Annotated in this window: 15 protein-coding genes; 11 read left to right on the top strand and 4 right to left on the bottom strand. The window is 66.6% G+C overall.

What is annotated here, in order from left to right:
- Positions 1 to 96: 96 nt before the first annotated feature.
- Positions 97 to 945: an outer membrane protein assembly factor BamD gene (locus tag CEK29_RS14470; protein ID WP_170948498.1), complete on the bottom strand. Its 849-nt coding sequence runs from the start codon at positions 943 to 945 to the stop codon at positions 97 to 99.
- A 53-nt stretch (positions 946 to 998) separates the two neighbouring features.
- Between CEK29_RS14470 and CEK29_RS14465 the strand changes: the two genes are divergently transcribed.
- The 10 genes from CEK29_RS14465 (at position 999) to CEK29_RS14420 (ending at position 10,415) form a co-directional block, all read left to right on the top strand.
- Positions 999 to 1,961 carry an RluA family pseudouridine synthase gene (locus CEK29_RS14465; RefSeq protein ID WP_094858524.1) on the top strand — a complete coding sequence of 321 codons (963 nt, stop codon included), beginning with the start codon at positions 999 to 1,001 and terminating at the stop codon, positions 1,959 to 1,961.
- Positions 1,949 to 2,713 (top strand): peptidoglycan editing factor PgeF, encoded by a 765-nt coding sequence (gene pgeF, locus CEK29_RS14460; RefSeq protein WP_094858523.1) that lies wholly within the window; start codon positions 1,949 to 1,951, stop codon positions 2,711 to 2,713. The genes CEK29_RS14465 and pgeF overlap by 13 nt, the downstream gene beginning before the upstream one ends.
- A gap of 158 nt (positions 2,714 to 2,871) precedes the next feature.
- Positions 2,872 to 4,497 (top strand): class I poly(R)-hydroxyalkanoic acid synthase, encoded by a 1,626-nt coding sequence (phaC, locus tag CEK29_RS14455; protein WP_094858522.1) that lies wholly within the window; start codon positions 2,872 to 2,874, stop codon positions 4,495 to 4,497.
- 83 nt (positions 4,498 to 4,580) lie between these two features.
- Positions 4,581 to 5,318 (top strand): acetoacetyl-CoA reductase, encoded by a 738-nt coding sequence (phbB, locus tag CEK29_RS14450; protein ID WP_094801120.1) that lies wholly within the window; start codon positions 4,581 to 4,583, stop codon positions 5,316 to 5,318.
- A 109-nt stretch (positions 5,319 to 5,427) separates the two neighbouring features.
- A complete protein-coding gene (gene phaR, locus CEK29_RS14445) occupies positions 5,428 to 5,994 on the top strand; it encodes a polyhydroxyalkanoate synthesis repressor PhaR (protein WP_094801118.1) in 567 nt (188 codons plus the stop codon).
- 168 nt (positions 5,995 to 6,162) lie between these two features.
- Positions 6,163 to 6,702, top strand: a complete 540-nt coding sequence (locus tag CEK29_RS14440; RefSeq protein WP_094801116.1) for an iron transporter — start codon at positions 6,163 to 6,165, stop codon at positions 6,700 to 6,702.
- 2 nt (positions 6,703 to 6,704) lie between these two features.
- Positions 6,705 to 7,055 (top strand): cupredoxin domain-containing protein, encoded by a 351-nt coding sequence (locus CEK29_RS14435; RefSeq protein WP_094801114.1) that lies wholly within the window; start codon positions 6,705 to 6,707, stop codon positions 7,053 to 7,055.
- A gap of 13 nt (positions 7,056 to 7,068) precedes the next feature.
- Positions 7,069 to 7,914, top strand: a complete 846-nt coding sequence (locus CEK29_RS14430; RefSeq protein ID WP_094801112.1) for an FTR1 family iron permease — start codon at positions 7,069 to 7,071, stop codon at positions 7,912 to 7,914.
- A 45-nt stretch (positions 7,915 to 7,959) separates the two neighbouring features.
- The gene (locus tag CEK29_RS14425; protein WP_094801110.1) at positions 7,960 to 9,381 is read left to right on the top strand and encodes a 4Fe-4S binding protein; all 1,422 of its coding nucleotides are present in this window, start codon (positions 7,960 to 7,962) and stop codon (positions 9,379 to 9,381) included.
- 155 nt (positions 9,382 to 9,536) lie between these two features.
- On the top strand, positions 9,537 to 10,415 hold the full coding sequence (locus CEK29_RS14420) for a PhzF family phenazine biosynthesis protein (RefSeq protein WP_094858521.1): 879 nt from the start codon (positions 9,537 to 9,539) through the stop codon (positions 10,413 to 10,415).
- 21 nt (positions 10,416 to 10,436) lie between these two features.
- Here CEK29_RS14420 and CEK29_RS14415 read toward each other — a convergent pair whose 3' ends face one another.
- On the bottom strand, positions 10,437 to 11,327 hold the full coding sequence (locus CEK29_RS14415; protein WP_094858520.1) for an NAD(P)/FAD-dependent oxidoreductase: 891 nt from the start codon (positions 11,325 to 11,327) through the stop codon (positions 10,437 to 10,439).
- A gap of 132 nt (positions 11,328 to 11,459) precedes the next feature.
- On the opposite strand from CEK29_RS14415, the gene CEK29_RS14410 reads away from it, so the two are divergent.
- The gene (locus tag CEK29_RS14410) at positions 11,460 to 11,960 is read left to right on the top strand and encodes an Rrf2 family transcriptional regulator (RefSeq protein ID WP_094858519.1); all 501 of its coding nucleotides are present in this window, start codon (positions 11,460 to 11,462) and stop codon (positions 11,958 to 11,960) included.
- Positions 11,961 to 12,151: 191 nt separating this feature from the next.
- Here CEK29_RS14410 and CEK29_RS14405 read toward each other — a convergent pair whose 3' ends face one another.
- The gene (locus tag CEK29_RS14405; protein ID WP_094801102.1) at positions 12,152 to 12,487 is read right to left on the bottom strand and encodes a BON domain-containing protein; all 336 of its coding nucleotides are present in this window, start codon (positions 12,485 to 12,487) and stop codon (positions 12,152 to 12,154) included.
- A 152-nt stretch (positions 12,488 to 12,639) separates the two neighbouring features.
- Positions 12,640 to 12,804 carry a DUF1328 domain-containing protein gene (locus CEK29_RS14400; RefSeq protein WP_094801100.1) on the bottom strand — a complete coding sequence of 55 codons (165 nt, stop codon included), beginning with the start codon at positions 12,802 to 12,804 and terminating at the stop codon, positions 12,640 to 12,642.
- Positions 12,805 to 12,845 lie beyond the last annotated feature (41 nt).

The raw sequence follows: 12,845 nt of genomic DNA, 5'->3' as shown, positions 1-12,845 counted from the left end.
CGTCTCAGGCGCACCCGCTGGACCCGGTCGCGCCTGCCAAACAAAAGGCCTCGCAACCCTTGGGTTGCGAGGCCTTTTACATGAACTGCGCGGGGCTCAGCGCCAGCTGAAGGGGTTCCACCAGCTCTTGTCCGCGGCCAGGCCCTTTTGGTTGAACTGGCTGTTGGGGAAGTTCTGGTCGAGCACGCGCTTGGCGTCGTCGCGCAGCTGGGTCATGTTGAGCTTGTCGTACGACAGCACCAGCAGGTACAGCGCCTCTTCGGTGGCGGGGGCGCCCTCGAAGTCGGTGATGACCGTCTGGGCGCGGCTGGCCGCGGCCACGTAGGCGCCGCGCTCGTAGTAGTAGCGGGCGACGTAGACTTCGTTCATCGCGATCGCGTTCACGAGCCAGGTCATGCGCTTTTGCGCATCGGGCGTGTACTTGCTTTCGGGATAGCGTTTGACCAGCTCGCCGAAGGCATCGTAGGACGCGCGCAGGCCCTTGGGGTCGCGCTCGGCCGGATCCTGACCCGTCAGGTTGCTCATGAAAGCGCTGGCCGGCGTGAAGCTGACCAGACCCTTGAGGTACAGAACGTAGTCCGTGCCGGGATGGTTCGGGTAGAGCTGCTGGAAGCGGTCGCAGGCAGCCAGGGCCTGTTCGTTTTCGCCGTCTTTCCAGTTGACGTAGGCCAGTTCGATCAAGGCCTGCTGGGCGTAGGTTCCGAACGGATAGCGGCTCTCGATCGCGGTCAGGCGTTCGCGCGCTTCGTTCCAGTTGCCAGCGGAAACTTCTTCTTTGGCATCGGCGTAGAGTTGCTCGGCACTCCAGCCGGCGGTCTTGTCGTACTTGGTGTCGGCGCCGCCGCAACCGGAGACGAGCAGAACGCCGGCCAGCGCGATTGCCGCGGCAAGGACCGCCCCTTTTCGAGGGGCGGTATTCGTAGGAGCAGCGTGGCGGAGAATCACGAGAGTCGTTTCCTTGGTGTTAGCATGCTGGGCTGATTATATGATTTGTCTCCATGTCTGATACAGCCGTCAGCGCAGAAGCGCTTTCCGACGACGAACCCCAGCTGCTCACGGTGCCCGAAACGGTCCGGGCCGACCGGCTCGACAAGGTCCTGGCGGGGCTTTTGCCGGACCATTCCCGCAGCCGTCTGCAGGGCTGGATCGAGGATGGGCATGTGCAGGTCAACGGCAAACCGGCCAAGGTGCGCCAGACGGTCGGCCCCGGTGACGTGCTCACCGTCTGGGAGCAGGCCTCCCCCGAAAGCCAGGCGTTCGCGCCCGAGCCCGTCGAGTTCCGCGTGATCGCCGACAGCCCCGACTGGATCGTGGTCAACAAGCCGGCCGGCCTGGTGACGCATCCCGGCGCGGGCAACTGGAGCGGCACCCTGCTCAACGGCCTGTTGCACCGATACCCGGAACTGGCCCGCGTGGCCCGGGCCGGCATCGTGCACCGCCTCGACAAAGACACTTCCGGCCTGATGGTGGTGGCGCGCAACGATGTCGCGCAGACGCATCTGGTGCGTCAGCTGCAGGCCCGCTCCATGGGCCGCGAATATGTGGCGCTGGCGCACGGCTGGCTCACGGCCTCCGGCACCGTCGACCGACCCATCGGTCGGGATCCGCGGGTGCCGGTGCGCATGAGCGTGGAGCGCCCGGTGGCGCCCAAGCCCGCCATCACGCACTACCAACCCCAACGCCGCGGCACGGCGCCGGCAGGCGAGCGCGTCACCGAAATCGTGTGCCGCCTCGAAACCGGCCGCACGCATCAAATTCGCGTCCATATCGCCAGCCTCGGCCATCCGCTGCTGGCCGACGCCACCTACGGCGGCAAGCCGCTGGCGGGCGCGCAGCGGCAGATGCTGCACGCGCGTGCCCTGCATTTCGACGATCCCGGTGGCGGCGGCGAAGTGAGCTTTCAGGCGCCCGTGCCGGCCGACATGAGCGCCGTACAGGAGACGATCACATGGAACGCATAGTGGCCGGCTTGCCGGTGGTGAGCGGCGCGGCCTGGACCGGCGTCGAGTATTTCTGCACCACGCGCGCCGGTGGCGCCGGGCAGGGGCCTCACGCCAGTCTCAATCTCGGCATCCGGGCCGACGACGCACCCGAGGTCGTGGCGGAGAACCGTCGGCGCGTGCGCGCCGCCGTTGCGGGCGAGCCGCGCTGGCTGCGTCAGGTGCACGGCGCCGAGGTGCACGATGCCGACGGACCGGCGCCCGAGGGCGAGATCGCTGCCGATGCGAGCGTCACCACCCGGCCGGGGCAGGTGCTGGCCGTCATGGTGGCCGATTGTCTGCCGGTGGTGATCGCGGACGCGGCCGGCACCGTATTGGGTGCCGCCCACGCGGGCTGGCGCGGTCTGGCCGGCGGCGTGCTCGAAAACACGATGGCCGCCATGCAGGCCAAGGCCCCCGCGGCGCGCGACTTTCGCGCGTGGGTCGGCCCGGGCATCGGCGCGGCGCATTTCGAGGTGGGCGCCGACGTGCTCGAGGCCTTCGCCGCCGACGGTCCGGAGGCCGCCGCGTGCTTCACGCCACGGCCGGGCATCTCCGGCAAGTGGCTGGCCGATCTGCCCGCATTGGCGCGGCTGCGCCTGCGGCGCGCCGGCGTGGCCGAGGTCGAACTGAGCGGCCTGTGCACGGTCAGTGACCCGGCGCGGTTCTTTTCGTACCGGCGCGATCGCGTCACCGGACGCATGGCATTGCTCGCCTGGTTGCGGCCGCTTTGATCGCTGCCAAGGCAGCGCAGCATTTTCACGGCCCGTGCCGTGCGTGCGGCGCCGCAGGGCAGGGCGCCGGATGCATTATCCTAGGTATACCCGCATTGACAGTGATCGACGCTGCCATGCACCATCAACTCGCGCAGTTCCGATAACAAGGTGTCGAAGTGAACGCCCATCTATCCGCTGCAAGGCCCGTCCCGGTGAGCGTGGCACCGGACGCTCTGGCAGACATCCAAGCCGAATTCTCGCGAGAGTGGCTGCGCCTTTGCGAGCAGGCCAAGGCGGGCACCCTGCCGCCGCCTGCCGATCGCCGCTTCGCCGGTGAAGCCTGGGCCAAGGCCGGCCCGCACCTGCTGATGGTGCATGCCTATCTGTTGTCGGCGCGCGCGCTCAATCGCATGGTCGATGCCGCGCAGGTCAGCGAGCCGCTGCGTCAGCGTCTGCGCTTTTCGATCATGCAATGGATCGATGCGCTATCGCCCGCCAATTTTCTCGCGTTCAACCCCGACGCCCAGCAGTCGATCATCGACAGCGCGGGCAAGGTGCTCAGCGCCGGGATGGCCAATCTGCTGGCCGACATCAAGCGCGGCCGCATCACGCAGACCGACGAAACGCACTTCGAGATCGGCCGCAACGTCGCCACCACGGCGGGCTCGGTGGTCTTCCAGAATCCGCTGATGCAGGTGATCCAGTACGCGCCGCTCACCGACAAGGTGTACCGCCGGCCGCTGGTGATCGTGCCTCCCAACATCAACAAGTACTACATCCTCGACCTGCAGCCCGAGAATTCGTTCGTGCGGCACGCGGTCGAGCAGGGCCACACGGTCTTTATCATTTCGTGGCGCAATCCGCTGGCGTCGGATGCCGATGGGGTCGACACGGCCACCTGGTCCGACTACCTCGATGACGCCGTGCTGCGCGCGCTCGACGTGGCGCGCGAGATCACCGGCGAAAAGCAGGTCAATGCGCTCGGCTTCTGCGTGGGCGGCACGATGCTGGCCTCGGCCCTGGCGCTGGCGCACGCGCGTGGCCAGGAGCCGGTGGCTTCGCTCACGCTGCTGACCTCGCTGCTGGATTTTCACGATACCGGCGTGCTGAAGGTGTTCGTCGACGAGCTGCATGCGCAGGTGCGCGAGCAGCAGTTCGGCAAGGGCGGCCTGATGCCGGCGCGCGATCTCGCCACCACCTTCTCGTTCCTGCGGCCCAACGAGCTCGTCTGGAACTACGTGGTCAACAACTACCTCAAGGGCCAGACGCCGCCGGCGTTCGATCTGCTGTTCTGGAACGCCGACAGCACCAATCTGCCGGGCCCGTTTTTTTCCTGGTACTTCCGCAATACCTACCTCGAAAACAACCTCAAGGTGCCGGGCCTCGCGCAGGCCGCCGATACGCCGATCGATCTCACGCGGCTCGAGATGCCGGCATATCTGTTCGGCTCGCGCGAAGACCACATCGTGCCGTGGGTGTCGGCGTATGCCTCCACCCAACTGCTGCGCGGCCCCCGTCGCTTCGTGCTGGGCGCGTCGGGGCACATCGCCGGGGTGATCAATCCGCCGGCCAAGAAAAAACGCAGTTACTGGGTCGCTCCCGAGGGCGCAAGCCTTCCGGGCGACCCCAACGCCTGGCTGTCGCAGGCGCAAGAGCGCCCAGGCAGCTGGTGGTCCGATTGGGCCGAGTGGCTGTCGGGCCAGGGCGGCACGCGCGTGGCCGCGCGCCGCAAGCTGGGCAACGCACGCTTTGCGCCGATCGAGGCGGCGCCTGGCAGCTACGTCAAAGTGCGAGCGGTTTAAACCTCACTACCGCGCCCCGCGCATGGCGGGGCGTTGGTGCTACATCCATCAACATGCGTGCGTCACCCCAAGGAGGGTTTCAAATGAGCGGAAAACTGGCATATGTGACGGGCGGTATGGGCGGCATCGGAACGGCGATCTGCCAACGGCTGGCCAAGGATGGTTTCCGCGTCGTGGCGGGCTGCGGGCCGAGCCGCAATTATCAGCAGTGGATCGACGAGCAGGCCGCGCAGGGCTACACGTTCTACGCGTCGGTGGGCAACGTGTCCGACTGGGAATCCACCGTGGATGCCTTCAACAAGGTGAAGTCGGAGCTGGGCGAAGTCGACGTGCTGGTCAACAACGCGGGCATCACGCGCGACGGACTGTTCCGCAAAATGACGGTCGACGATTGGCGCGCGGTGATCGACACCAACCTCAACAGCCTGTTCAACGTCACCAAGCAGGTGATCGACAGCATGGTCGAGCGTCAGTTCGGCCGCATCATCAACATCAGCTCGGTCAATGGCCAGAAGGGCCAGTTCGGCCAGACCAACTACTCGACCGCGAAGGCCGGCATTCATGGCTTCACCATGGCGCTGGCACAGGAGCTCGCGAGCAAGGGCGTGACCGTCAACACGATCTCGCCGGGTTATATCGGCACGGACATGGTGCGCGCGATTCGTCCGGACGTGCTCGAGAAGATCGTGGCCACGATCCCGGTGCGCCGCCTGGGCGCGCCCGAAGAGATCGCTTCCATGACGTCGTGGCTGGCGGGTGAAGAGTCGGGTTTCGCCACGGGCGCCGACTTCTCGCTCAACGGCGGGCTGCATATGGGCTGACGTCATACATCCATGCACAGGAGGGCCGGATGCGCGCTGCCAGCGGGCATCCGGCAATGCACGTAAAATCATTCAAAGTTAAAGAGATCTCCCGATCTCGGGGACAGACATGACGCAAGCACAAACGGGCGCCGCCCTGCGCCTCATCAAGAAGTATCCCAACCGCCGCCTGTACGACACGCAGACGAGCACGTACATCACGCTGGCCGACGTCAAGCAACTGGTGCTGGCCAACGAAGAATTCCAGGTCGTCGACGCCAAGAGCGGCGAAGACCTCACGCGCAGCATTCTGCTGCAGATCATTCTCGAAGAAGAGAGCGGCGGCATGCCGATGTTCTCGTCCAACATGCTCTCGCAGATCATCCGTTTCTACGGCCACGCGATGCAGGGCATCATGGGCTCGTACCTCGAGAAGAACATCCAGGCGTTCATGGAAATCCAGCAACGCATGGCCGAGCAGTCCAAGGGCGTTTACGGCAGCCAGTTCGGTCCCGAAGCCTGGACGCAGTTCATGAATGTGCAGACGCCCATGCTGCAGAAAATGATGAACAACTACATCGACCAGAGCAAGAATCTGTTCGTGCAGATGCAGGATCAGATGCAGGATCAGACGCGCGCGATGTTCTCAAATTTCCCGTTCCCGCCGGGCACCACGCCCCCGGGCGGCCGCAAGTAATTGCGCGCTCGAATCCGAGATTGATACACCGCAAAGCGGCGCCGTTGATACGGCGCCGCTTTGTTTTGGAGCCTTTAACTTAAGGAGAATGTCAGTTCATCGGGGCTACATTAATGAAAACAGTTCTTGTTTGTTTTTGAACTGCCCGCTGTTTTCAAGGATCCCCTGATGATGAAGAAAGCCCTTGTGCTGGCACTCGCCGGCATGACGTTCTCCGCCGCCGCGATCGCCGCCGAGTACCCCATCGGCAAGCCCGTGGAAAAAGGCGGCATGGAAATCGGTGCTGTCTACCTGCAGCCGATCGAGATGGATCCTCCGGGCATGATGCGTCCGGCCAAGGATTCCGATGTTCACCTCGAAGCCGACATCCACGCCACCGCCGGCAACGTCACGGGCTTCCCCGAAGGCGAATGGATGCCGTATCTCGTGGTCAAGTACGAGCTGCAAAAGGTCGGTAGCGACAAGGTGCAGAAGGGCACGTTCATGCCCATGGTGGCCAACGACGGTCCGCACTACGGCGACAACGTCAAGCTCGACGGTCCCGGCAAGTACAAGCTCAAGTATTCGATCCTGCCGCCCTCGGCCGACAAGATGAGCCACTTCGGCCGCCACGTCGACAAGGAAACCGGCGTGGGTCCGTGGTTCGAACCCTTCGACATCGATTACGAATTCGTCTTCGCCGGCACCGGCAAGAAGGGCGGGTACTGATCGTGCGCGCCTTGTGGGCAGGATTGTTCGCGTGCGTGCTGGCCGTGGCGCTGGCGTGGCCCCAGGCCGCGCGCGCCGCCGAGTTGCCGACGTTCACGCTGACCTTCAAACCCGACGGCACCTTCGAGCCCGCGCGGCTCGAAGTGCCGGCAGGGCGCTTCAAGATCGAACTCATCAACGAGAGCAACGCGCCCGTCGAGTTCGAGAGCATTCCGCTGCGCAAGGAAAAAGTGCTGGGCCCGGGCGTGAAGTCCTTTGTGGTCATCACGATTTCGCGGCCCGGCGAGTATCCGTTCTTCGATGACTTCCACCAGGACGTGAAGGGCACGCTGGTGGTCAAGCCCAAAGACTGAGCGCGAGAGTTTCATGGAACAGGTTCTATTCATCGTCTGGCGCGAAAGCGTCGAAGCCCTGCTCGTCGTGGGCATTCTGTACACCTGGCTGCGCGCCGCGCCGCAAGGGCGCCGCGGCATGCCTTATCTGTGGGGCGGCGTGGCCGCCGGGCTGGCGCTCGCATTGGCGCTGGCGCTGGTGCTGCTGGGCGTGTCCGAGTGGCTGAGCGACGAGGGCCAGGAGTGGTTCCAGGCGGGCATGTCGCTCGTCGCCTGCGCGCTCGTCGTGCAGATGGTGGTCTGGATGAAGCGCCACGGCCGCACCCTCAAGCGAGAGCTCGAAGGCGGTGCGCAGGAGTCTCTCGTCCGGGACAGCTGGTGGGGCCTCTTCGTGCTGGTCATGATCGCCGTGGCGCGCGAGGGCAGCGAGACCGTGGTGTTTCTTTATGGCACGGTGGCGGCCGCGCAGCAGGAGGGCGGCGCGCTGGCGCTCACGCTCGCGGGTCTCGGTGGTTTTGCCGTCGCGCTGCTGACGTTCTGGCTGCTGCAGCTGGGCGGCAAGCTCATCACCTGGCGCCGCTTTTTTGTGCTGACCGAAGTGCTCCTGCTGCTGCTCGCCGGTGCGCTGCTGGTCGGTGGCATCGACCGCCTGATCTCGCTCGGCGTCGTGCCGACGCTGGTCGATCCGGTGTGGGACAGCTCGTGGCTGCTCGACGACAGCAGCGGCCTGGGCAAGTTGCTGGCGGATTTCGCGGGTTATCGCGCGTTCCCTGCGCTCTCGTCGGTGCTGATCTGGGTGGCCTACTGGGTGGTGGTCTGGCTGTTGCTCGGCCGCGCCAGCCGCGGCGCCGCGGGTCGTCCGGCCCGCGCGGTCTCCTGACATGCCGGAGCGGCACCACCCCGGATGATTCTTTAAGGTTCTACCATGGCAGCTGTGCTCGGGCGGGCGACCGCCCGCTTTGCCGACTTTCTCCGCGACCATGCCCCGTTGCTGCGCAAGCTGCAGTGGGGGATCGTCGCGGTTTACGCTTTTCTGCTCATCGTGCCCGCCTGTCTGCCGCTGCCCGACAACGCGGCATCGGTGGTCGACAACCTGACCATCGTGGCGCAGTTCGCGTTCTGGGGCGTGTGGTGGCCCTTCGTGCTGGTGTCGATGCCGATCCTCGGGCGCGCCTGGTGCGGGTGGCTCTGCCCGGAGGGCATGCTGACGGAGTGGGCCAGCGAGCGCGGCCGCGGCCGCGCGATTCCGAAGTGGATGCGCTGGGGCGGCTGGCCGTTCGTGGCGTTCGCGCTCACCACGGTCTACGGCCAGCTGGTGAGCGTGTATCAGTATCCGCTGGCCGTGCTGGCGGTGCTGGGCGGCTCGACCGTCGCGGCCATGATCGTGGGCTACCTCTACGGCCGCAGCAAGCGCGTGTGGTGCAAGTATCTGTGCCCGGTCAACGGCGTGTTCAATCTGCTCGCCAAGCTGGCGCCCTGGCATTTCAAGGTCAATGAAGAGGCCTGGCGCCATCCGGTGATCCGGATCGAACCGGTCAATTGCGCGCCGCTGGTGCCGCTGCGTCATATGAAGGGGGCCGGGGATTGCCATGTCTGTGGCCGCTGCAGCGACTACCGCGGCGCGATCCAGCTCACGCCGCGCTCGCCCGAAGAAGAAATCGTGCAGGTGGCTCAGGGAGACGGCTGGCAGACCGCGCTCATCCTGTTCGGCCTGATGGGCATCGCGATCGGCGCGTTTCTCTGGAGCGCGAGCCCCTGGTACGTCACGCTCAAGCAATGGGCCGCCACCTGGCTGGTCGAGCACGACATCATGTGGCCGCTGGCGGACAACGCGCCCTGGTTCATCCTCACGCACTATCCCGAGGTGAACGACAGCTTCTCGTGGCTCGACGGCGGGGCGATCCTGGCGTTCTGCGCGGGCAGCACCGTGTGCGTGGGCGGTGTGGCGTGGCTGGCGCTGTGGCTGTCCGATCGCATCGCGCCGCTCACCGCCGCGGTCGTCGCGCCGGCCGATGCCGAACATCCCGACCACGTCGCGCACGGCCGATTCGCCGGCCTGCACAAGCTGGCGCAGGCCCTGATTCCCACGGCGGGCATCGGCGTGTTTCTCGGCCTGTCGGCCACCACGCTCACCCTGCTGCAGCACGAAGGCGTGCGCACGGGCTGGGCCACGCCGGTACGGCTCACGCTGCTGTCGCTCGCGGTGGCCTGGACGCTGCGCCTGCTGTGGCGAGTGCTGGCGCAGCGTGGCCACGGCCTGCCGCGACGCGCGCTCGCGTGGGGCATGGCCGCCGCCGGGCTCGTGCCGTTCTGCCTCGCCTGGTATCTGTTCTTCATCGCCTGGTGAGCGCCAGCACGCCTCGCCGATCGCGGCGGGGCGCTCGCTGTACCGGTGCGCCGGCCCGGCTGTGCCGGCGCGTTTCGGCAGAACTGTATCTGTGAGGCGCGCGGGGCCGCCGGTATAGTGGCCGCTCGTTCGATGTGCCCGAGGAGCGGCCCGCCATGAAGATCTATCGTTATCGTCTGCTCAATGTCTTTGCCGAGTCCACGTTCGACGGCAATCCGCTGTGCGTGTTCGAAGACGCGCAAGGCATGGACGATGCCACCATGCAGGCCCTGGCGCTGCAGTTCAATCTGTCCGAGACCACGTTCGTGCTGCCGGCCACCGATGGCGCCGATGCACGCGTGCGGATCTTCACGCCGGGCTACGAGATGCGCTTTGCCGGACATCCCACGCTCGGCACGGCGCATGTCGTGCGTGCGCTGCAAGGCAAGGGCGATCAGGTCAGGCTGTCGTTCCCGTCCGGCATTGTCGGCGTGCGGGCACAAGGCGATACCTGGACGCTCACGGCGCCCACCGAGGGCGCGCCGCGCACGGCGGCGGCCAAGCTCGACCCCGCCACGATTGCGAGCCACCTCGGTCTGGCCGAGTCGGATTTGCTGGATGCACCGCGCTGGGTCGATACCGGCGCCGACCAACTGCTGGTGCCGGTCAAGACCGCCGAGGCGGTGTTGCGCGCGCAACCGGATGGCGCGCGGCTCGATGAATGGGAGCTGTCCAGCCTGGGACGCCGCACCGCTTATGTGTTCGCGTTCGAAGGCGACGCGCAGGCCGATGGCCGACGCCCCGTGACCGCGCGCTATTTCTTCGCCAAGTCGGGCGGCGGCGTGGCCGAGGATCCGGGCACCGGGTCGGCGTGCGCCAACCTGGGCGGCTGGCTGCTCTCGCGCGGCGAAACCCTGCCGGCCAGCCTGCGCGTGAGCCAGGGCGATCAGGTGTCCCGGCCCTGCCGTCTGCTGCTCGACCTGCGCGCCGAGGGCGCGATTCAGGTCGGAGGCCGCGTGATCGAATTGGGGCAGGGCGAAGTCCGCCTGCCCTGATGCGCTGCCCCCGCGCCTGCCTCAGTGCGCGGGGAACACGAGCGATCGGTGCACCGCCATGCCGGCCATGGCGCCGTCCGCGACGGCGAGTGACACCGAGCCCGCGGCCCGGATCGCGTCGCCGCAGGCGTACACGCCTTCGACCGTGGTCGCTTTTAGTGCATCGGTGCGCAGCGTCTGGCCCTGGGGCCAGTCGTCCAGGGCGCAGCCCAGGGTGGCGCCGATCGGACTGGCAAGCTCGATCCGGGTCGCGACGAACACGGCGGCGAAAGACAGCGTCCGGCCATCGCCCATGACCACGTCGGCCTTGCCCTCGAGCCGCAGCACGGGCGCGGGTTCGATCACGACGCCGCGCGCCGCCAGCTGTGCGGCCTGATCCGCATCGGGCACGAACGCCCCATTCAGCAACAGCGTGGTCGGCCCCCAATCCGGCAGCAGCAGGGCCTGGTGCATGGCGAGCGCCGACGTGGCCAGCACGCCGACCGGGCCGCGATCGAGTTCATAGCCGTCGCAGTACGGACACATGAAGGCCGATCGGCCCCAGCGCTCGGCCAGACCGGGCAGCTCGGGGAGGTGGTCGCGCAGGCCGGTGGCCAGAATGAGGCGCCGGGCGCGCGCCGCGCCCGTCTTGCCGATCGTCACGCTGAAACCGCCGTCGACGCGCTCGGCCGATTCCGCCGTGCCGTCGATCCACGTCACCGTGTCGTAGGCCAGCAACTGCTGCCGCGCGATATCGGCGATGGCAGCGGGCGACTCGCCGTCCCGGGTCAGAAAGCCATGCGAGTGCGCGGCGTAGCGGTTGCGTCGCTGACCTGCGTCGACGACCAGGACGCGCCGCCGTGCGCGTGCCAACTGCAGAGCGGCGGCCATGCCGGCATAGCTGCCGCCGATGATGAGGGCGTCATGAAACATACGGGCTCCTTGCGTGCGGCCGGTGTGCCGGCCTATCGAAACATTTAAAGTTACGTGATGTGCCGTCATGGTAGCCGCGCGCGGGGCATCACGCAACTTATAATGTTTCGTATTCGACAGGGAGAACATTCGATGCGAAGCGACAGCCGTCTATCGCGCATGCTGCACGTGCTGCTGCATATGGCGCGGCACGACGCGCCTTACACCTCCGAGCAGATCGCCAAAATGCTAGGCACGAACCCGGTGGTGGTGCGCCGGACCATGGCGGGTCTGCGGCAAGCGGGCTATGTGCGTTCGGAAAAGGGCCACGGTGGCGGATGGTCGCTCGCCTGCGACCTCGCGCGGGTGACGCTGCTCGACGTGCACAACGCCGTCGGCGGGCCGCGCATTTTTGCCATCGGCAACGAGGTCGAGAATCCCGAGTGCGGGGTGGAGCAGGTGGTCAACGCCGCGCTGGACGACGCGCTCAGGCAGGCCGAGGCCCTGCTGGTCGAGCGCCTGGGCCGTATCGCGCTGGCCGATCTGGCGCGCGAATTCGATGTGCTCTGCCGCGAACGGGGCTGGGACGCGAAGGTGGCCGAGCGGATGGCGTGCGAATCGCATGCCGGGGGGGAGCCGCCGGCGGCGGCTTGAAGCGCGGCGGCCCGGCCCGTGTCGTCGCCCGTGGCCGCATGACGACGCGACCTGCACGGTCCCAAGACAAAAAAAACCGGGCCACAGGGGCCCGGAAGATTCGTCCATCGCGGGGATGGACGGGGTCACTCAAAGCAAGACCGCGCGAAGCGGTGCGTGAAGGCCGCTTGCGCGGCCTTCCGGTTGGCCTATTACTTGGCCTTGGCCGGGTCCACCTTGACCTTGTTTTCGACTTGCTTGACGCCGTCGACGCCACGCGCAACCTTGGCGGCGCGGTCGGCCTGGTCGGCGGTGCCGACGGTGCCGGTCAGCGTCACGACGCCGTTGTTGGTTTCCACGGCCACGTCCAGGGCGCTCAGATCCTTTTCGGCCACGATGGCGGCCTTCACCTTGGTGGTGACGGCGGCGTCGCCGGCGTATTCGCCGACCGACTGCTTGGGCTTGCCGTCGTCGGCGGCGTAAGCGGTCGTACCCAGGATGGCGGTGCTGCCGATAGCGATAGCGGCGATCAGTTTGCGAGTGTTCATGGCATTACTCCAGAATGATTTGTTTGTTGGTCTTAGGGGCGTTGCGGGCCTGGCATCGAGGGCCGGTCCGGTCCAGGGGCGCTCACGCCGCGGCCGTGAGGCCGGGCCAGCATGAGCGCGGATCAGACCGGCGCCAGATGCCACGCCACCGCCTATTTCCTGCGCAGCGCGCCGCTCAGGATGGAGAGCAGGGCCAGGACCAGGAAGACAAAGAACAGGACTTTCGCGATACCGGCAGCGCCGGCGGCGATCCCGCCAAAGCCGAGCACAGCGGCGATGATGGCGATCACGAAGAAGACAGCTGCGTAATACAGCATGATGGTGCTCCTCGGAGGAATTTCCCGATGCGATCGGGGGG

The sequence above is a fragment of the Bordetella genomosp. 5 genome (assembly GCF_002261475.1).
GTDB lineage: Bacteria > Pseudomonadota > Gammaproteobacteria > Burkholderiales > Burkholderiaceae_B > Bordetella.
The sequence above is the reverse complement of the archived record's forward strand: the minus strand, read 5'-3'. Positions and strand labels throughout refer to the sequence as shown.